Source organism: Streptomyces omiyaensis (genome assembly GCF_014650895.1).
Lineage (GTDB): Bacteria > Actinomycetota > Actinomycetes > Streptomycetales > Streptomycetaceae > Streptomyces > Streptomyces omiyaensis.
In genome coordinates, this window is the sequence record NZ_BMVV01000004.1 from 68293 (window position 1) to 87942 (window position 19650).

Genomic DNA, 19650 nt, shown 5'->3' on the forward strand with positions numbered 1-19650 from the left:
ACGACAAACCGTCCCCGACTCTATCGTCATGATGACGACAAGGGGGTTCTCTCATGGCCGACATCACCCGCCGGGCCGGCTGGCGCCATCTCCGCTCCGCGCCCACCGCGCACATCCGCCACCAGAAGGGCGGCCGGCTCGCGCACGACGGCACCGGGCTCAGCTTCTGGTTCCGGCCGCTCAGCGCGGCGCTCTCCGAGGTGCCGGTGGACGACCGGGAGCTCGCGATGGCCTTCCACGCCCGCACCGCGGACTTCCAGGACGTGAGCGTGCAGTCCACCGTCACGTACCGGATCGGGGACCCCGCGACCGCCGCCGCCCGGCTCGACTTCTCCATCGACCCGGACACGGGCGTCTGGCGCGGGACCCCGCTGGAGCAGATAGCGACCCTGCTGACCGAGACCGCGCAGCAGCACGCGCTCGACGTGCTCGCCCGGACCTCGCTCGCCCAGGCCCTGGTGGACGGCGTGGCGGCGGTGCGCGAGCGGATCACGGACGGGCTCGCCGCCGAGCCCCGGCTGCCGGCGACCGGCATCGAGGTGGTCGCCGTCCGCGTCGTCGCGATCCGCCCCGAGCCCGAGGTCGAGCGCGCCCTGCGCACCCCCGCCCGCGAGCAGATCCAGCAGGAGGCCGACCGGGCCACCTACGAGCGGCGCGCGGTCGCCGTCGAGCGCGAGCGGACGATCGCCGAGAACGAGCTGGCCAGCAAGATCGAGCTGGCCCGGCAGGAGGAGCGGCTCGTCGAGCAGCGCGGCACCAACGCGCGGCGCGAGGCGGAGGAGTCCGCCTCCGCCGACGCGGTGCGGGCGGAGGCCGAGGCCGCACGGAAGGTGCGCCTGGCGCGGGCGGAGGCCGAGGCGGCGCGCGAGGTCGGCGAGGCCAGGGCCGCCGCGCAGACGGCCTGGCTCCAGGCCCACGCCACCGCCGAACCGGCCGTCCTGCACGCCCTGGCGCTCACCCGGGCCGCCGAGCAGCTGCCCCGGATCGAGCACCTCACCCTCTCCCCCGACGTCCTCACCGGCCTCCTCGCGAAGCTGGGCGGCGGCAGCGGCGGGGCGGGCGCGTGAGCCTCGCCCCGCGGGCGGTCCTCGTGCACCGCAGGACGGAGTACGAGGAGCTGCTCGCCCGGCACGGGACGCACGGGCAGGCCGCCTTCTTCCTCTCCGCGCGCGGCCGCTCGGCCGACGAGGTCCGGGAGCGCCACGAGCGGACCCGGCGGGCGCTCGCCGACGTCGCCGGGGCCGTGCCGCTGACGTGGCGGCAGACCCGGGTGGAACGCGCCGATCTGGACCGGTTCCTCTTCGGCCCCGAGGACGTGGTGGTGGTCGTCGGCCAGGACGGGCTCGTGGCGAACACCGCGAAGTACCTCTCCGGCCAGCCCGTCGTCGGCATCGACGCCGATCCGGGGCGCAACGCGGGCGTGCTCGTGCGCCACCGGCCGTCGGACGCCCGCCGGCTGCTGCCGTACGCGGCCGGGCCCGGGGCCGCGGCCGACGAGCTCACCATGGTCGCGGCGGCCACGGACGACGGCCAGCGGCTGCTCGCGCTGAACGAGATCTACGTGGGTCCGCCGGGCCACCAGACCGCCCGCTACACCCTGGACGCCGAGGGAGCCGGGCCCGAGTCCCAGGCCTCCTCGGGAGTGCTGGCCGGCACCGGCACGGGGGCCACCGGCTGGCTCCGCTCGCTCTGGCAGCAGCGCTCCAGCGCGCTGGCCCTGCCGTCGCCGACGGAGCCGCGCCTCGCCTGGTTCGTCCGCGAGGCGTGGCCGTCGCCGACGACCGGGACGAGCCGCGTCGAAGGCGTCCTCGGCGCGGAGGAGGGCCTGCGGCTCACCGTGGAGTCGGACCGGCTGGTCGCCTTCGGCGACGGCGTCGAGTCCGACACCCTCGACCTGACCTGGGGTCAGACCGTCCGCCTCGCCGTCGCCGACACCCGCCTCCGGCTGGTGGACTGAGGGGTCCGGACGCCGGGTCCGGACGCCGGGGCCGAACGACGGGCCCGGACGACAGGTCCGGCCAACAGGCCCGGACGGCGGGCCCGGACGGCGGGCCCGGACGACAGGCCGAGGCGGCCGGAATCGATCGGCGGGGCACCGAGCGAGGGGACGAAGAGCGCTAAGGTGGGGCGCTTCGCCCGGTTCGGCACCCTAAGGAACGCCCGTGACCTCGCTCTCCCCCGGTTCGCTCGTCGTCTCCCGCGCCACCCGCGCCGAGTGGGAGCTCGTGGAGTCCTGGGCCGCCGAGGAGGGGTGGAACCCCGGCCGGGCGGACGGCGACGCCTTCTTCGCGCAGGATCCGGACGGGTTCTTCCTGGGGCGGCTCGACGGCGAGCCGGTCTCCGCCGTCTCCGTGGTCACCTACGGCGAGGCGTACGCCTTCCTCGGCTTCTACCTCGTCCGGCCCGAACTGCGCGGCCGGGGCCTGGGGCTCGCCACCTGGCGGGCCGGGCTCGCGCACGCGGGAGGACGGGTGGTGGGCCTCGACGGCGTCCCTGCGCAGCAGGACAACTACCGCAGGTCCGGGTTCGTCCCCGCCCATCGAACCGCCCGCTATGTCGGAGAAGTCCCCTCCCCCGAGCGCCCGGTGACGGGAGTGGTGCCGGCCGGGCGGGTCGATCCCGCGCTGCTCGCCGCGTACGACTCCGCCTGCCACCACGCCGAACGGCCCCGCTTCCTCTCCGCCTGGCTGACGGCCCCCGGCCACCGTGCGCTGGCCAGGGTCGCGGACGGCCGCGTGACCGGCTTCGGCGTCGTGCGGCCCTGCGAGGGCGAGGCGCGCGTGGGCCCCCTCTTCGCGGACGGTCCGGCGGACGCGGCGGCGCTGCTCGACGCGCTGGCGGAGGCGGCCCGGGAGTTCGGCGCGCGGGCGATCGCCGTCGACATGCCGGAGACGAACCCGGCGGCGGCCCGGCTCGCGGAGGAGCGCGGACTCGTGCCGACCTTCGAGACCGCCCGCATGTACACCGGCCCGGTGCGGCCGGTCGCGACGGAACGGGTCTTCGGCGTCACCACCCTCGAACTCGGCTGAGCCCGGGCCCCTTCCCCTCTCCCCCACCCCCGCCGGCCCGGCGCGTCACCCACCACCGACCCGGCGCGCCGCCCCCACCCGGCCCGCGCACCACGCCCCTTCGCCGGGCCGTGCGGGGCCCTCGCGCGCCGCGCCCCTCGCCGCGCCCCTCGCCCGGCCCCGTACCCCTCGCCCCGCCCCCCGTCACCCCGTCCCGCCAGGGCCCGTGTCCCGCGCGGGGCCCCGTCTCCGCGCGGCCGCGCGGCCCGGCGGCTTCCCTCCGGCCCTCCGGCGTCCCCCCGTCCCCCGACGGTCACCGGCGCCCCCGGCGCTTCCCCCAGGGGGGACCCCTCCCCGGCGGTGAGGGGCGACAAGGGTTTTCCCCGTATCGCGTTCACCTCCCCGTTCCCTACTGTCCTCCGCACCGGCGGATATCATCCCCCGCAGCGCACCTGCCTGACAGGTGCATGCGGGGAGACCACCGCCGGTGACGGCCTTGACCCGGGCCGTCGGCGCCGGTGGCGGCGCACGGGCCCCCCAGCCCAGGGACCACGGTCGCGACCCCACTTCGCACCGCGACTCCCGCGCCGCCGCCACTGCTCCGCACCTACGTCGTAACTCGAAAGGGCCACTCACTTTGAACGGTTCCAGGCGGAGAGTCATATCCGTGGTCGCCACCGCCGCGATCATCGGTGCCGCTGCCACCACCACCGGGGCGTTCGCCGCCCCGGCCGCTCCGACCCCGAAGCCGGCTCCGGCTTCGCAGACGATGCGGGCGCTTCCGAGCGCTCCGGTCGAGAAGGTCATCGTCACGTACAAGAGCCAGGCCGCCGAGGCCGGTTCCAACGCCGCCGCGAAGACCGACACCGCCGAGAAGGCCGCGAAGACGGGCGAGCAGCTCGCCTTCGAGCGGCGCCTCTCCGGCGGAGGCGCCCTGGTCGACCTGGGCGACTCGGCCACGCCGCAGGACGTGAACGAGGTCATGGCCGCCTTCCGCGCCGACCCGTCCGTCGCCACCGTCGAGCCGGACGTCCGCGCCTACGCGATGGCCGTCACGCCGAACGACACCGACTACGCCAAGCAGTGGGACCTCTTCGAGGCCACCGGCGGCATGAACGTTCCGGCGGCCTGGGACAAGACGACCGGTTCGGGCGTCACCGTCGCCGTCATCGACACCGGCTACGCGGCCCACTCGGACCTCGCGGCCAACGTCGTCTCCGGCTACGACTTCATCTCCAGCTCCGGCGACGCCCGCGACGGCAACGGACGCGACGCGGACGCCAAGGACGAGGGCGACTGGAACGCCACCGACGGCGAGTGCGGCACCAACTCGAAGGCGTCGAGCTCCTCCTGGCACGGCACCCACGTGGCCGGCACCATCGGCGCCGTCACGAACAACACCAAGGGCATCGCGGGCATCGCGTACAGCTCGAAGATCCAGCCCATCCGCGTGCTCGGCAAGTGCGGCGGCGCGTCCTCCGACATCGCCGACGCGATCACCTGGGCCTCCGGCGGCACCGTGCCGGGCGTCCCGGCCAACCCGACCCCGGCCAAGGTCGTCAACCTGAGCCTGGGCGGCGCCAGCGCCTCCTGCCCCAGCGTCTACCAGACCGCGATCAACGGCGCCGTCTCGCGCGGCACCACCGTCGTCGTCGCCGCGGGCAACAGCAACGCCAACGTCTCCGGCTTCACGCCCGCGAACTGCTCGAACGTCATCACCGTGGCGTCGACAAACCGCGCCGCCGTCCGGTCGTACTACTCCAACTTCGGTTCCCTGGTGGACGTGGCCGCCCCCGGTGGCGAGACCCGCCGCGCCACCGACACGCCCGGCACCGTCACCACCCCCGAGAACGCGATCTACTCCACGCTGAACTCGGGCACGACGACCCAGTCGGCCGAGAACTACAAGCCCTACCAGGGCACCTCGATGGCGGCTCCGCACATCGCGGGCCTCGCCGCCCTCCTGAAGTCGGCCAAGAGCACGCTCACCCCGGCCGAGATCGAGTCGGCGATCAAGAACAACGCCCGCCCGCTCGCCTCCGGCGCCTGCACCGGCGGCTGCGGCACCGGCATCGCCGACGCGGCCAAGACCGTGGACGCGGTCACCGGCACCACCCAGCCGGGCACCGTCTTCACGAACGCCAACGACGTCACGATCTCCGACAACACCACCGTGTCGTCCTCGATCGCCGTCACCGGCCGCACCGGCAACGCCCCCGCCGCCCTCAAGGTCGGCGTGGACATCAAGCACACCTGGCGCGGGGACCTGGTCGTCGACCTGGTCGCCCCCGACGGCACGGTGCGCAACCTGAAGGCCTCCTCCTCCTCGGACAGCGCCGACAACGTCATCGCGACGTACACGGTCGACGCCTCCAGCGAGGTGGCCAACGGCACCTGGAAGCTGCAGGTCCGCGATGTGGCCACGGGTGACACCGGCTACATCGACTCCTGGAACCTCACCTTCTGAGCCACCGCTCCACTGCTCCAACATCACCCCCCACACCAGCATCACTGCTGGTCAGCGGCACCCTCGTGGTCTACACCACGGGGGTGTCGCCGTGTCCGGAAAGCGCCCCTGGGACACGGGCGGGTGTCCGTATGCCGGACAAGGGCCCTGGACGCGGACGGTGGGCTCCGTATCCTCTGCGCAGGGCTCATGGGCGGGGCCCACGGGCGGAGGTGGCGACCAGGTGACGACGGTTCCGCACGGCCCCCTGCCCGCACGCGCCCCCGGCGCGGCCGGACCGCCGGCCCCGGTGGGCCGCGAGGAGCTGCTCACCCGCCTCGAATCCGTCCTGCACGCCCGGGGCCGCGCGCTGCTCACCGGGCCCGCCGGCGTCGGCAAGACCGAGGTGGCCCTCGCCGCCGCCGCCCGCGCCGAGGCCCGCGGCGAGACCGTGCTGTGGCTCGCCGCCCTCCCCGCCGACCGGGCGATACCCGGCGCCGCCGCGGCCGCGCTCGTGGCCTCCGTGGCGGCGACCGTCGCCCGGCCCGGCCCGCGCACCGAGCCGGGCCCGCCGGGAGAGGACGGCCCCGCGCACCCCGACGGGTCCCCCGTCCCCGGCGCCTCCGGCGCGCTGCCCTCCGGGGTCTTCGCCTCCGGCGTCTTCGACGACCTCCCCGGGCCGCAGCGCACCGCCGTCGCCATGCTCTGCCGCGAGGCGCCCATCCAGCAGGGCGGCTGGGACCCGATCGCGCTGCGCCTGGGCATCGCCCGCATCCTGCGCGTGCTGACCTCCCGGGGCCCGGTGCTGCTCGTCGTCGACGGCGCCGAGTTCCTCGACCCCGACAGCACCGACCTGCTCCGCTTCGCCCTCCACCTCGCCCCGCCGTCGCTGCGGGTCGTCGCGGTCGAGACCCCGGAGCCGTACGGGGACACCCACCGCGCCGACGGGCCGGGGCCCGGCGCCGGCCACACCGCGCACCTGTGGGTGCCCTCCGAGGCCGATCTGCTGCTCGTCCCGCCGCTGCACGCCGACGAGATCGCCGAACTGCTCATCCACCACCGGCTGCCGTCCCGGATGGCCGGCCGCATCCACCGCGCGAGCGGCGGCAACCCCCGGCTCGCGCTCGCCGTCGGCCGCTCCCTCGCCGACGCCCGCACCCCCGTGCACCACGCCGAGGCGCTGACGCTCTCCGGCCGCGCCCGGGACCTCGCCCGGCAGCTCCTGGGCGCCGCGCCCCCTCCGGTCCGGGCCACCCTGCTGCTCGCGGCGCTCGCGCTGCGCCCCTCGGCCACGCTGGTGCGGCGGGCCGGACGGCCGGAGGCCGAGGCGGAGCTCGCGGCGGCCGAGCGGGCCGGGCTCGTCTCCCTCGCCGAGGACGGCTCGCTCGTCTTCACCGCCGGACTGCTGCCGTCCACGCTGGTGCACGACGCCTGCTGGGCCGAGCGCAGCGCGGGGCACGCGGCGCTCGCCGAGGTCGTGGACGACCCGGTCGAGGCGGTACGGCACCGGGCGCTCGCCTCCGACCGGCCGGACGAGGAGCTGGCCGCCGAGGTCGCCGCCGCGGCGGAGGCCGCCCGGCGGCGCGGGAACAACACGCTCGCCGCCGAACTGGCGCTGCTGGCCGCCGAGTCGACGCCCGGCCGGGACGGGGTGCGGCGGATCGCCCGGCTGGTGGACGCGGCGGAGGAGGCGGCCCGGGCCGCCCGGGCCGACCTGGCGATGCGGGCCACCACGGACCTCCTCGCCCGGGACGCCTCCCCCACCGACCGGGTGCGGGCCCGCCTCGCGGTCCTGGACACCGCGGGCCAGGGCCTCACCGACCTCGACGACATGTACGTGCACGCCATGGAGGACTCGGAGGGCGAGACCGCGCTCCGGGCCGCCGTGCAGCTGCGGCTCGCCGTCAAGTACGTGCTGGCGGACGGCGATCCGGAGCGTTCGCGGACGGCGGCGATGGAATCCGCCGCGCTGGCCGCGTCGGTGGGCGATCCGCGCACGGCCGCGCAGGCGCTGACCGTGCAGGCCCGGATGGAGCGGGCCCTCGGCTCCCCCGACGCCGAGCCGGTGCTGGCGCGGGCCCGGGAACTGGAGCTCGCGGAGCGGCCGCTCGGCATCCGCAACGCCGCCCAGATCCTGACGATCCGTCACGCCCTCTTCGACGACCGGCTGACCGACGCGAGGGACGAGCTGAACGCGCTCCTGCCGCTGGTGCAGCGGCGCGGTTCGGTCGAGGACGCCATCGAGCTGTACCGCACGCTCGCGGAGATCGAGTCCCGGATCGGCGCCTGCCCGGCCGCCCTCGCCCACGCCGGCCAGTCGTTGGCGCTCACCCTGGAGGCGGGGCTGTCCCCCGGCCCCGCCTGGTACGCGCTGGCGCTCGCCGAGACCGCGGGCGGCAGCCTGGGGCGGGCGGCGAGCTACGCGCGGCGGAGCGTGCAGGCCTCGGAGGAGGAGGGCGACCGGGTCTTCCTCTCGCGCAGCCGGTACGCGCTCGGGCGCGTCCAGCTGATCAACGGCGACGTGGCGGCGGCCCTGGAGACGCTGCGGCGGGTACAGGCCGACGAGCGGGCGCAGTCGACGGTGGACCCGTCGATGCTGCGCTGGCACGAGGAGCTGGCGGAGGCGCTGCTCGGGCACGACGCCGTGGAGGGGGCGCTGGCCCTGCTCGCGGAGGTGCGGCCGGTGGCCGAACGCCTGGGGCGCTCCACGGTGTTGCTGGGCTGCGACCGGGTGCGGGCGCTGTGCCTGGCGGCGGAGGGGCGGACCGACGAGGCGGCGGAGCTGCTGACCGGGACGGCCGGCCGTTTCGCGGAGGCGGGGCTGCCGTTGGAGCAGGGACGGGCGCTGATGGCGCTGGCCCGGGTGGAGCGGAAGCGGCGGCGGCGGTCGGCGGCGCAGGCGGCGCTGCACGGGGCGGCGACGGTCTTCGAGCGGGCGGGGGCGGCGCCGTGGCTGGCGCTGGCCACGGAGGCGCCGGCCGGCGAGCTGCCGGGGGCCGCGCCGGGCGGGGACGAGGCGCCGACGGCGCTGGCGTCGCTGACGGAGGCGGAGCTGCGGCTGGCCCGGCTGGTGGGCCAGGGCGCCTCGAACCAGGAGGCGGCGGCGAAGCTGTTCCTGAGCGTGAAGACGGTGGAGGCGCGGCTGACCCGCATCTACCAGAAGCTGGACGTGCGTTCGCGCGCGCAGCTGGCGACGGCGCTCCGCCCCTGAGGGCGGAGCGCGCCGCGCCCGTCAGGCCCGGTGGACGGTCACGCAGGTGCCGCGCGCGGGGACGCCGCCGGTTCCGGCCGGGGTCCATTCGGCGGTGACCCGGCCGAGGACGTCCGCCTCGTGCCGGTCCTCCGCGGTGTCCGGCCGCAGCACCCGCCGGAAGCGGAGGAGGAGCGGCCCGGCGTCGCCGGGGAGCAGCAGGCGGACGTCGGTGCCGCCGGGGCCGTCGGCGGCGCCGGCCGGCTCCGCGTCACCGGCGGTCGCGGCGGCGTCGAGGGAGGCGGTGACGGCCGGGTCGACGGCGTCGCTCACCGACTGGTGCTGGGCCACGGCCCGGCCGGCGAGGAGCGCGTACGACTGGCGGGTGAGGACGGGGTCGTGGGTGCCGTCGTAGATCCAGCGGGTGCCGAGGACGCCGTGTTCGGAGGTCCCGATGAGGGCCTCGTCGGCCCCTTCGAGGGGCTCGCCCCGGTACGTCATCGGCACGAGGTACGCGACCGCGTCCGGGCCCTCGCCGTCGGTGACGGCCATGAACTCGATGCCCACCTCGCCCGCCGGGTCGTCGAGCCGGAACCCGCCCGCCCGCACCGGGCGGGGCGCCCCGGGCCCGGCCGCGTACCAGGCCCGGGTGGGCAGCCAGTCGGCGAGGAGCTCCAGCTTGGTCGGGCGCATGGTGGTGCGGTGGATCTGGGCCATGGACGGGACGCTTCCTCTCCTCGGGACCGGGGGCCGTCAACGTAACAGAGGTGCCCGGACGGCCCCCGTCAGTCGGCGAGGACGGCCGTGGCGGGGCCGTCGGGGCGGACGGTGAGGCCGTGGACGGTCCCGGTGGGGAGGGTGCGGAAGCGGGGCGCGGGGCCGGGCAGCAGGTGTTCGAGGAGGGTGACGGACTCGCGGAGGGCGAACTGGAGGCCCAGGCAGGCGCGGGGGCCGATGCCGAAGGGGAGGTAGGCGCCGGGGTGCGCGGGGCGGCGGCCGGGGGTGGTGAAGCGGCCGGGGTCGAAGTCCTCCGGTTCCGGCCAGAGTCCGGGATCGCGGTGGGTGAGGTAGGGGCAGACGAGGAGGTCGGTGCCGGCGGGGAGGGCGTGGCCGGCGAGGGTGTCGGCCTCGGCGGCGTGGCGGGGCAGGATCCAGGCCGAGGGGTAGAGGCGGAGGGTCTCGTGGACGAGGGCCTGGACGGCCTGGTGCCGTCCGGGGGAGCCGGCGGGTCCGGCGGCGAGGGCGCGGCCGCGGGCTTCGGGGTGCCGGTCGAGGAGGAGGTGCAGCCAGGTCAGGGTGGTGGCGGTGGTCTCGTGACCGGCCATGAGGAGGGTGACGAGCTCGTCCCTGATCAGCCGGTCGGTGTAGGCGGGCCGGGTCGCGGACGCCTCGACGAGGACGTGCAGCAGGCCGGGGCCCTGGGGGCCGGCGCCGCCGTCCCGTGCGGCGCGGACCGCCCGCTCGGCGACGGCGTCGATCCGGGCGATGTCGGCGGCGACGGCGGCCCGGGCGGCGACCCGGTCGGCGGGCAGGCTGGGCAGGGCGGCCACCACCCTGGAGACGACGGCGAGTTCGCCTTCGGTGGCGGGGTCGAGCGGATGACCGGTGAGGGCGCGCCAGATGGTGTCGAGGGCGAAGCGGCGCATCTCCTCGCCGAGGTCGAAGACCTCCCCGGTGCGGGCGTACGCCTCCCAGCGGGCTGCGGTGACCCGTGCGGCGGCGGCGATCCGTTCCTCGTACCGGCGCATGCCCCGGCCGGTGAACTGGGACTGGAGGAGGCGGCGCTGGCTCTGCCAGGCGTCGCCGGTGGCGGAGAGGACGCCGTCGCCGACCAGGACGCGGGCGCGGTGGGAGCGCTTGACGTACCGGTCGGGGTGGTGGGCGAGGACGTGCCGGACGGCGTCGGGGTCGGTGACGAGCACGGTGGGCGGGGCGCCGGGCTCGGGGCGGAAGGCGCCGACGCCGCCGAGCCGTTGCCGGACGAGGGCGAGGAGGTCGACCAGGTCGCCGCTCTCCGCCCGCCATTGCGCGACGTGCTCCGGGGCGAGTTCGGGGACGGGGCGGCCCGCCGGGCCGGAGGCCTCGTGGGCGCCGGGGGGTGCGGGGACGGCCACGGTGCGGCTCCTGTTCGGCGTCCGCACGCCCTGGCGCGCGGGAGGGGGCGCTTCCCTCCGCACTGTAGGGGTGCGAAGGCGCCGGGCGACAGCGCGGCTCCGGTCGTGCGGCGGGCGCGTGGCGCGAAGTGGACTTCGCACGAAGGGCGTTCGGGATCGGCGTCCGGTGGCGCCCCGTGAACTTCCGGGGGTGAGGATCCGTCCGTTCCGTTGACGTGCTCGCGATAGTAAGGAACCTTTACTGACAACAATCGCCGACCGACCCGCCGTTCCGGCAGGAGGAGACGACCCCACCATGCGCAGAGCGATTCCGGCCGCGGTCGCGACCGCCGTCGCGGGCCTGATCGCCGCGGGGCTCCTGGCCCCGTCGGCCCGGGCCGCCGCCCCCGCCCTCACCGCCTCGATCGTCCAGGCCAGTGCCTGGAGCACCGGCTACGGCGCCGACGTGACCGTCGCGAACGCCGGGGACGCCCCGTCGGCCGGCTGGACGGTCGAGTTCGACCTGCCGGAGGGCACCGCCGTCACCAGCCACTGGTCGGCGACGAAGACCCAGAGCGGCCGGCACTACACCTTCACCCACGTCTCCTGGAACGGCTCGGTCGCGCCGGGCGGGACGCAGGGCTTCGGCTTCAACGCGAGCGGCCTCGGCCTCCCGCTCAACTGCACGGTCAACGGCGCCCCGTGCCGCACCGGTACCCCGACGCCCACCCCGACCCCGACCCCCACTCCCACCCCCACACCGACGCCGACGCCGACGCCCACGTCGACCACCGTCCCGCCCGCCGGCCCCGTCGTCGACGTCGCCACGGCGGCCGAGCTCCGGGCCGCGCTGGCCGCGGCGGCGCCCGGGCAGACGATCCGGATGGCGCCCGGCGAGTACCGGGGCTCCTTCGTCGCCCAGCTGCCCGGCACGGCGGACCGGCCGATCACCCTGACCGGTCCGCGGACGGCGGTGCTCGTCAACGACGGGCCGTCCGGGAGCGGGCCCTCCTGCCCCGTGCCCACCGCCGGCTGGGACCCGGGCTACGGCCTCTGGCTGTACCGGGCTCCGCACTGGCGGCTGGACGGCTTCACCGTCCGGGACTCCAAGAAGGGCGTGGTCGTCGACGCCTCCCCGCACGTCACGGCCGTCGGGCTGCGCGTGCACCGGGTGGAGGAGGAGGGCGTGCACTTCCGCCGCTCCTCGGCGGACGGCGTGCTCCGCGACTCGGTCGTCGAGGAGACGGGCCTGGTGCAGCCGGGGTACGGCGAGGGCGTGTACATCGGCTCGGCCGGCTCGAACTGGGGCTGCCACGGCAACGAGGGCGGCGCCGACCGCTCGGACCGGGTGCTGGTGGAGAACAACCGGATCGGTCCGAACGTCGCCGCCGAGGCGATCGACGTCAAGGAGGGCACCTTCGCCGGGATCATCCGCGGCAACACCTTCGACGGACGCGGGATCACCGGGCAGAACTCGGCGGACTCGTGGATCGACGTGAAGGGCGTCGACTACCTGATCGAGGGCAACACCGGCACCTTCACCGCGCCGGGCACCTTCGCCAACGGGTACGAGACCCACAACCCGGCGACCACCCCGGCGTTCCCGAACGGCTGCGGCAACGTGTGGCGCGGCAACTCCTCCGACCTCGGCGGCGTCGGCGCGTACGCGATCCGGGTCACCTCGACGTCGAAGTGCCCGGGCCGGCTCAACGTCGTCCACGCCTCCAACACCGTCCGGGGCGCGACGAGCGGCCTCACCAACATCGCCGTCACCCCCTGAGCACCGGGGCCCCACCGGCGCCGGGCGCCGGGCGCGGGGCGCGGAGAGGCCCCGGACCCCGGGCCGACAGACGGGTGACGCGCGTGCGCGCCGGGGCTCCGGGGCGGCCGGGCCCGCCGCCCCCGGCCGGTGCTCCGGTCATGAGACCAGCCCGCTCCGCGTCCCGGTCGCGCCTCGCCGCCCTCACCGCGCTCGTCCCGCCCCCGGCCGCGCCCGCCGCGCCGGCCGGGGGTGACGGGGGCCGGGCGGCGCACGGCCGGGGGTGACGGGCGCCGCCTCGAAGGTGCCGGACCGGGGCCGGCGCGCGAGGTGGTGCGGATCGCCGGGCGGGCGAAGGCGGAGACGGGGCTCCCGTCGGTGGTCGTGCGGGGCACCGGCGGGGACCGCGAGGTGGTGACCCGCGCGCGCTCGGCGAGTCGATGACCGGGGCGCCGGCCGACCCCGCGATGCACTTCCGGAACGGCGACATCGCGTTCGGCCACCCGGGCACGGCCCTGCCGCGCCTGGTCGACCGGGCGGGGCAGGGCCCGGCGCCCCGGTCGCCCGCCGGCTTACCCGGCTTCCGGACGGCGACCGGATCACCCTGCGGATGCCCGCCGCGTCCACCCCCGGTCTCGCCGACCGCGTCCGGCCGCCCGCCTTCCAGCGGGCCGTGGCCGCAGGTCCGCTCCGGCAGCGGACCGCCGACGAGCCGGTCGCGCTGTCGACGGCCGGAGAGCGGTGGTACGAGCCCGGCACCGACCGGTCCTCCCCGCACGCCGGCTTCGTCCTCCTCGGCGCCGCCCCGGAGAAGACCTCCGGGACCCGGCCGGACGTCCTGCCGCGCCGTCGGGTCCTCGGGCCGCCGGTGCTCGGCGAGACCCGCGACGGCTTCACGCCACGGATCCCGGAGCCGGTGCCGCACGCCTCCACCGCCGACCGGGGCACCTACGAGGAGTCCACCTTCCGGAACCCGTCGTGGACGACCGCGCCCGGCGCCGTGCAGACCACCGGCATCCGCGACCCGGCCCGCTCGGCGGCCGGCACCGGCTCGGGCGAGCTCCCCTCCCCCGCCTCCCGCCGCGAGCCGCCGGCCCGGGACCGCCGGGCCGGGGCACGCCACCGGGAAGCGCCCCGCGGCGGTCCGCCTCGCGCAGACCGGGCGGACCCCCGACGGGCCCGAGCCGCTCGCCCTCGGGGACCGGGTCGCCCGCACCCGCCCTTCTCCGGCTGCCCGGCCTCGCGGGCCTGTCCGCCCTCCGGGCGGCCGGCCGTCGCCGTCCCGACGACGCGGGACCCCGGCGCCTCCGCCGGCCACACGGCCCACGTGATCGTCCGGCGCATCGCCGCGGCGCCGGCCCCCGGTCACCCGATCCCCGGCTTCGGCTGGGTCCCGGGCCATGGCGTGAAACTCTGAACGGTGGTTCACTTCTTCCATGGCCTACCGCAAGACCCCCGCCGAGCTCCGCCGGCTCGAAGCCGCGCGGGACCACCTGGTCGCCTGCGCCACCACGGTCGTCGCCGAGGTCGGCTGGGACCGCGCCTCCGTCACGGCCGTCGCCGACGCCGCCGGGATCGCCGCCGGCTCCGTCTACCAGCACTTCCCGTCCAAGACGGCGCTCGCCGTGGAGGTCTTCCGGCGCGCCGCCGGGCGCGAGGTGGAGGTCCTCGGCGAGGTCCTGGCCGCACCCGGCGCCCCGGTCGAACGGCTCGGCCGGGGCGTCCGCGTCTTCGCGCTGCGGGCCCTGGAGAACCGCGGGCTCGCCCACGCCCTGCTCGCCGCCCCGGCCGAACCCGCCGTCGGCGCCGAGCGGCTCGACTTCCGGCGCCGCTACCGCGCGCTCTTCGCCTCGGTGGTGCGCGAGGGCATCGCCGACGGGACGCTGCCCGAGCAGGACGGCGAGATCACCGCCGCCGCGCTCACCGGCGCCGTCGGCGAGGTCCTCGTCGACCCGCTCGGCGCCCCCGGCGGCACCTCCGCCGAGGCCCTCCTCGGCGAACTGACCGCCCTGGCCCTGCGCTGCGCGGGCGCCCCGGCACCCTGACCCGCGGGCGGGCCGCCCCGGACCCGCCCGCACCGCGCCTCCCGCACCGCCGTCCCGTCCCGACCCGCCTCCCGGAGCCGCCACCGTGACCGCCACCCCCGCCGACGCCCCCCAGAGCCGCCCCACCGCCGTCACCCACGCCGTCACCAACCAGGCCCCGCCGCTCACCGGGTACGACGCCGCCGACGACCCGGTGCTGCTCGAAGGCGTCGAGCGGGAGGGCGCCGGCGGGTACGCGGACGACCTGCACCGCCTCGGGCGCGTGGTCGGCAGCGAGGAGGCGCAGCACTGGGCCGACCAGGCCAACCGCCACGAGCCCGAGCTGCGCACCCACGACCGGTACGGCAACCGGATCGACGAGGTCGAGTTCCACCCGGCCTACCACCGGCTGATGGACCTGTCGGTGGGCGCGGGCCTCGCCGGCGCCGCCTGGGCCGACGAGCGCCCCGGCGCCCACGTGGCGCGCGCCGCCGGCTTCATGCTCGCCGGGACGCTGGAGCCGGGCCACCTGTGCCCGGTCTCGATGACGTACGCGGTGGTCCCCGCGCTGCGCCACTCCCCCGGACTCGCCGGGACGTACGAGCCGCTGCTCACCAGCCGCTCGTACGACCCCGGGCTGCGCGCCCCGGCCGGCAAGCGCGGGCTGCTCGCCGGGATGGGCATGACCGAGAAGCAGGGCGGCAGCGACGTCCGCGCCAACACCACCACCGCCGCCGAACTCCCGGACGGCACCTGGCGGCTGCGCGGGCACAAGTGGTTCACCAGCGCGCCGATGAACGACCTCTTCCTGGTCCTGGCGCAGGCGCCGGGCGGCCTGTCCTGCTTCCTCGTCCCGCGCGTGCTGCCCGACGGAAGCCGCAACACCTTCCGCATCCAGCGGCTCAAGGACAAGCTCGGCAACCGCTCCAACGCCAGCAGCGAGCCGGAGTTCGACGACACCGTCGCCTGGCTCGTCGGCACCGAGGGCAAGGGGGTGCGGACCATCATCGACATGGTGACGATGACGCGCCTGGACTGCGTGCTCGGCTCGGCGGCCGGGACCCGCGCGGCGCTCGCCCAGGCCGCCCACCACGCCCGCCACCGCTCGGTCTTCGGCGCCACGCTGATCGACCAGCCGCTGATGCGCAACGTCCTCGCCGACCTGGCGCTGGAGTCCGAGGCCGCCACCACCCTCGGCCTGCGGCTGGCCGGCGCCGCCGACCGCGCCCGGCTCGGCGACGCGCGCGAGCGCGCCTTCCTCCGCCTGGCCACCGCCGTCGGCAAGTACTGGGTGTGCAAGCGGCAGCCCGCCGCCGTCGCCGAGGCCCTGGAGTGCCTGGGCGGCAACGGGTACGACGAGGCGTCGGGCCTCCCCCGCCTGTACCGCGAGGCCCCGCTCAACAGCATCTGGGAGGGCTCCGGCAACGTCAGCGCCCTGGACCTGCTGCGCGCCCTGGACCGCGAGCCGGAGGCCCTGGAGGCGTTTTGCGCGGAGATCGACGCGGCGGCTGGCGGCGACCGGCGGCTCGACGCCGCCCGGACCGCGCTCCGGGGCGAGCTGCGGCTCACCGAGGACGCCCCGCTGCGCGCCCGCCGCGTCGCCGAGCGGGCCGCGCTCGTGCTCCAGGGCTCGCTCCTGGTCCGGCACGCGCCCGCCGCGGTCGCCGACGCCTTCTGCGCGTCGCGGCTCGCCGGCGACCAGGGCCTCGCCTTCGGCACCCTCCCGCCGGACACCGACTTCGCCGGGCTGCTGACCCGCCTCCCGGTCTGACCCGCCTCCCGGTCCGACGCGCCCCCACCGGGGCCCGGAAAGGACGCGCCCCCGTCACGGAAACCCTCCGCGGCGGGGGCGAATCCTTTCCGGGCCCCGCCGACTCCTATGCGCGCACCGGTCGAACCGACCGGTCCCACCGGAAGGAGACATCATGCTGATCACCGGCCTCGTCGTCGTCGGAGTCCTGCTCGTCGGGGCGTGCGGCTGGCACCTGACGCGCCGCTACCGCCGCCGCGCCTGATCCGAGTCCGCCCCCGGGAGCCCGCAGAGCACGAGGAAGAGCCCATGAACCGATCCTTCTCCTGGCCCGACGACCGGCTGGTCCGGGCCGCCCAGGACGGCGACGTCGCCTCGCTGACCACCGTCGTCATGGAGTCGCAGCCGCACGTGCGGAAGTTCGCGCTGTCGCTGTGCGCCTCCCCGCAGGACGCGGAGGACGCGGCGCAGGAGGCGCTGATCGTCCTGTACCGGAAGATCGGCACCCTGCGGGCCTCGGGGGCGCTCGCCTCGTGGATGTTCCGCATCGTGCGGAACGAATGCCTGCGCCAGGTCCGGCAGCTCGCCCGGCGCGGCGAGGAGCCGGAGCCCGGGCCGGAGGCCGCCGCCGGGCCGTCCGCCGAGGAGGCGGTCCTCCACCGCCTGGAGGCGCGGCGGATCGCCGCCGCGGTCGGCGCCCTCCCGCGCGACCAGCGGCAGGTCCTGGTCATGCGGGACGTGCAGGGCCTGCCCGGCCGGACCGTCGCCCACGCGCTCGGCCTGAGCAACGCGGCGATGAAGTCCCGGCTGCACCGGGCCCGCGCCTCCCTGCGGGCCGCGCTCGCGGCCCCCGGACCCGCGGACGGTCCCGCGCCCGATCCCGTACCCGCTCGTCGTACCGGCGAAGGAGACCCGCGACCGTGAACACCCTGCCCCCGTCCACGCACCCGCACCCGCACCCGCACCCGTCCGTGAAGCCCGCACCGGGCCCCGACCACTCCAGCCGCTCCGTCCCCCGTCACCTGGCGCGCGGCGCCGTCGGCTTCGGGCTGATCGCCGGGGCGGTCGCCCTCGTCCCGGTGACCGGACCGGTCGTCCTGCTGGCGGCCCCGCTGGCCCTGATCGCCTTCCGGGGCTGCCCCACCTGCTGGGCGGTCGGCCTGGTGCAGACCGTCTCGCGCGGCCGGCTGGAGCGCCGGTGCGCCGACGGCGTCTGCACCCTCGCCCCGGCGCGGCCGGCCGGCACGCCGCCGGAGTAGGGCCGTCCGCGCCGGACCCGCGGAGGGGGCGGGTCCGGCACGGACGGAAATTCCGCCGGTCCCGGAGGGACTGCTGTTACGCTGGCAGGGACCTTGAACCCTTCCCGAGGAGCGGCAGACATGGCGGGTGACGACGACATCTCCGGGTGAGATCCGGAGCTGACGGCCACCGGGCGCGCCGAGGAGCGCACCACCGCAGTGGCCCGTCCCGTCGTACCCCCCTTCCCCTCGTCTGCCCGGGGCGGAGCTGTATCCGTCGCCCGCCCCCTTCCTCCCTCCGAGGTCCTTCACCATGTCCACGACCCCGTCCCACCCCACCGTCGTCTGCTCCGGCCTGTCCTTCTCCTGGCCCGACGACACCCCCGTCCTCGACGAGCTGTCGTTCAGCCTGGCCGGCGGCGCCACCGGGCTCGTCGCGCCCAACGGCGCCGGGAAGAGCACCCTGCTCAAGCTGATCGTCGGCGAGCTGCGCCCCACCGCGGGCTCGGTCGCCGTCGGCGGCACGCTCGGGTACCTGCCGCAGAGCCTCCCCCTCACCGGCGACCTCACCGTCGCCGACGTGCTCGGCGTCGCCGGCGTGATCCGCGCCCTCGACGCCGTCGAGTCCGGCGACGTCGCCGAGGAGCACTTCGCCGTCATCGGCTACGACTGGGACATCGAGGAGCGCAGCCGCGCCCAGCTCGACCGGCTCGGCCTCGCCGGGATCGGCCTCGACCGCACCCTGGGCACCCTCAGCGGGGGCCAGGTCGTCTCCCTCGGCCTCGCCGCGCAGCTGCTCAAGCGGCCCGACGTGCTGCTCCTCGACGAGCCGACCAACAACCTCGACGGAGAGGCCCGGCACACACTGTACGACGCCCTGTCGGACTTCGGCGGACTGCTCCTGGTGGTCGCGCACGACCGGGAGCTGCTCGACCGGATGGACCGGATCGCCGAACTGGGCACCTCCCGACTGCGCCTGTACGGAGGGAACTTCACGGCCTACGAAGAGGCCGTGCGCGCCGAGCAGGAGGTCGCGGAGAAGAACGTGCGCCACGCCGAGCAGGAGCTGAAGCGGGAGAAGCGGGAGCTCCAGCAGGCCCGCGAGCGCGCCGACCGGCGGGCGGGCAACGCGGCCCGCAACCTCAAGAGCGCCGGACTGCCGAAGATCTTCGCCGGCACCATGAAGCGCGGCGCCCAGGAGTCCGCGGGCCGGGCCGGGCAGACGCACGCGCACCGGGTGGGCGAGGCGCAGGCCCGGCTCGACGAGGCCGGGCGGGCCCTGCGCGACGAGCAGCGCCTCGTCCTGGAGCTGCCCGACACCCAGGTGCCGGCCGGACGCGACCTGTTCCTCGGCGAGGCGCTCCAGGTCCGGCACGGCGGCCGGGAGGTCTTCGCGCCCGGTGGCGTCGACCTGTCCGTGCGCGGGCCCGAGCGGATCGCGCTGACCGGCCCCAACGGCTCGGGCAAGACCACCCTGATGCGCCTGGTCACGGGTGAACTCGCCCCGGACGGCGGGCGGGTCGGGCGGGGCGCCGGCCGCGTGGCGTACCTCTCGCAGCGTCTGGACCTGCTGGACCCCGAGCGCACGGTGGCGGAGAACTTCGCCGCGTTCGCGCCCGGGCGGCCCGAGGCCGAGCGGATGAACCTGCTGGCGCGCTTCCTGTTCCGGGGCGCGGGCGCGCACCTCCCGGTCGGGGTGCTGTCGGGGGGCGAGCGGCTGCGGGCCACCCTCGCCTGCGTGCTGTGCGCCGAACCGGCCCCGCAGCTTCTGCTCCTCGACGAGCCGACCAACAACCTCGACCTGGTCGGCGTGGCCCAGCTGGAGAGCGCGCTCGGCGCGTACCGGGGCGCCTTCGTCGTGGTCAGCCACGACGAGCGGTTCCTCGCCGCGATCGGGGTGGACCGGCGGCTGCGGCTGGAGGACGGGGCACTGCGGACCGTGGGCGCGCCCGGGGAGTGAGGAGGCCGGTTCCCTCCGCGCGTCCGGGCGGGCGCCGCTCACCCGCACCCCACCGACCCGTCCGCGGGGGGGGCGGAGGGAACCGGTCGTGGTGGAGCCGGCTACACCCTCGCTACGGGAGGCAGGCGGCTCACCCCGCGGCTTCGCCGTACCTAGCCTGATTCCGCAGACGAACGGAAGGG

General features: G+C 76.7%; 14 protein-coding genes. 12 read left to right on the top strand and 2 right to left on the bottom strand.

Annotated features, from left to right (window positions below):
• The first annotated feature begins 53 nt into the window (after window positions 1-53).
• The 5 genes from IE287_RS08360 to IE287_RS39075 all read left to right on the top strand — a co-directional run bounded on the left by IE287_RS08360 (window position 54) and on the right by IE287_RS39075 (window position 8665).
• On the top strand, window positions 54-1067 hold the full coding sequence (locus IE287_RS08360; protein WP_189848281.1) for an SPFH domain-containing protein: 1014 nt from the start codon (window positions 54-56) through the stop codon (window positions 1065-1067).
• The gene (locus IE287_RS08365; RefSeq protein ID WP_189848282.1) at window positions 1064-1957 is read left to right on the top strand and encodes a hypothetical protein; all 894 of its coding nucleotides are present in this window, start codon (window positions 1064-1066) and stop codon (window positions 1955-1957) included. The genes IE287_RS08360 and IE287_RS08365 overlap by 4 nt, the downstream gene beginning before the upstream one ends.
• A gap of 205 nt (window positions 1958-2162) precedes the next feature.
• A complete protein-coding gene (locus tag IE287_RS08370) occupies window positions 2163-3029 on the top strand; it encodes a GNAT family N-acetyltransferase (RefSeq protein ID WP_189848283.1) in 867 nt (288 codons plus the stop codon).
• 646 nt (window positions 3030-3675) lie between these two features.
• Window positions 3676-5475 carry a S8 family serine peptidase gene (locus tag IE287_RS08375; protein WP_189848284.1) on the top strand — a complete coding sequence of 600 codons (1800 nt, stop codon included), beginning with the start codon at window positions 3676-3678 and terminating at the stop codon, window positions 5473-5475.
• Window positions 5476-5698: 223 nt separating this feature from the next.
• Entirely contained in the window at window positions 5699-8665 is a 2967-nt protein-coding gene (locus tag IE287_RS39075) for a helix-turn-helix transcriptional regulator (protein ID WP_189848285.1), read from the top strand.
• Between the two features lie 21 nt (window positions 8666-8686).
• Here the strand turns inward: IE287_RS39075 and IE287_RS08385 are convergent, their stop codons facing one another.
• Together IE287_RS08385 and IE287_RS08390 are read right to left on the bottom strand one after the other, a co-directional pair.
• On the bottom strand, window positions 8687-9361 hold the full coding sequence (locus IE287_RS08385; protein WP_189848286.1) for a maltokinase N-terminal cap-like domain-containing protein: 675 nt from the start codon (window positions 9359-9361) through the stop codon (window positions 8687-8689).
• Between the two features lie 68 nt (window positions 9362-9429).
• The gene (locus IE287_RS08390) at window positions 9430-10758 is read right to left on the bottom strand and encodes a cytochrome P450 (RefSeq protein ID WP_229883349.1); all 1329 of its coding nucleotides are present in this window, start codon (window positions 10756-10758) and stop codon (window positions 9430-9432) included.
• 295 nt (window positions 10759-11053) lie between these two features.
• Between IE287_RS08390 and IE287_RS08395 the strand changes: the two genes are divergently transcribed.
• From IE287_RS08395 to IE287_RS08425, 7 genes are all read left to right on the top strand, one after another.
• Window positions 11054-12517 (top strand): cellulose-binding domain-containing protein, encoded by a 1464-nt coding sequence (locus tag IE287_RS08395; RefSeq protein ID WP_189848288.1) that lies wholly within the window; start codon window positions 11054-11056, stop codon window positions 12515-12517.
• 589 nt (window positions 12518-13106) lie between these two features.
• Window positions 13107-13913: a serine hydrolase family protein gene (locus IE287_RS08400; protein WP_229883350.1), complete on the top strand. Its 807-nt coding sequence runs from the start codon at window positions 13107-13109 to the stop codon at window positions 13911-13913.
• A gap of 19 nt (window positions 13914-13932) precedes the next feature.
• Window positions 13933-14541: a TetR/AcrR family transcriptional regulator gene (locus tag IE287_RS08405; protein WP_189848289.1), complete on the top strand. Its 609-nt coding sequence runs from the start codon at window positions 13933-13935 to the stop codon at window positions 14539-14541.
• Between the two features lie 85 nt (window positions 14542-14626).
• Complete coding sequence (locus tag IE287_RS08410; RefSeq protein WP_189848290.1) at window positions 14627-16291, top strand: acyl-CoA dehydrogenase family protein; 1665 nt, start codon at window positions 14627-14629, stop codon at window positions 16289-16291.
• Window positions 16292-16579: 288 nt separating this feature from the next.
• Complete coding sequence (locus tag IE287_RS08415; protein WP_189848291.1) at window positions 16580-17194, top strand: RNA polymerase sigma factor; 615 nt, start codon at window positions 16580-16582, stop codon at window positions 17192-17194.
• 5 nt (window positions 17195-17199) lie between these two features.
• A complete protein-coding gene (locus IE287_RS08420; protein WP_373307824.1) occupies window positions 17200-17529 on the top strand; it encodes a hypothetical protein in 330 nt (109 codons plus the stop codon).
• A gap of 292 nt (window positions 17530-17821) precedes the next feature.
• A complete protein-coding gene (locus tag IE287_RS08425) occupies window positions 17822-19468 on the top strand; it encodes an ABC-F family ATP-binding cassette domain-containing protein (protein WP_189848292.1) in 1647 nt (548 codons plus the stop codon).
• Window positions 19469-19650: the final 182 nt, after the last annotated feature.

Bases quoted from the DNA above. Each gene is read 5' to 3' on its own strand.
- IE287_RS08360 (WP_189848281.1), top strand. From the start codon at position 54: ATGGCCGACATCACCCGCCGGGCCGGCTGGCGCCATCTCCGCTCCGCG.
- IE287_RS08385 (WP_189848286.1), bottom strand. From the start codon at position 9,361: ATGGCCCAGATCCACCGCACCACCATGCGCCCGACCAAGCTGGAGCTC.
- IE287_RS08395 (WP_189848288.1), top strand. From the start codon at position 11,054: ATGCGCAGAGCGATTCCGGCCGCGGTCGCGACCGCCGTCGCGGGCCTG.
- IE287_RS08400 (WP_229883350.1), top strand. From the start codon at position 13,107: ATGCCCGCCGCGTCCACCCCCGGTCTCGCCGACCGCGTCCGGCCGCCC.
- IE287_RS08405 (WP_189848289.1), top strand. From the start codon at position 13,933: ATGGCCTACCGCAAGACCCCCGCCGAGCTCCGCCGGCTCGAAGCCGCG.
- IE287_RS08415 (WP_189848291.1), top strand. From the start codon at position 16,580: ATGAACCGATCCTTCTCCTGGCCCGACGACCGGCTGGTCCGGGCCGCC.
- IE287_RS08425 (WP_189848292.1), top strand. From the start codon at position 17,822: ATGTCCACGACCCCGTCCCACCCCACCGTCGTCTGCTCCGGCCTGTCC.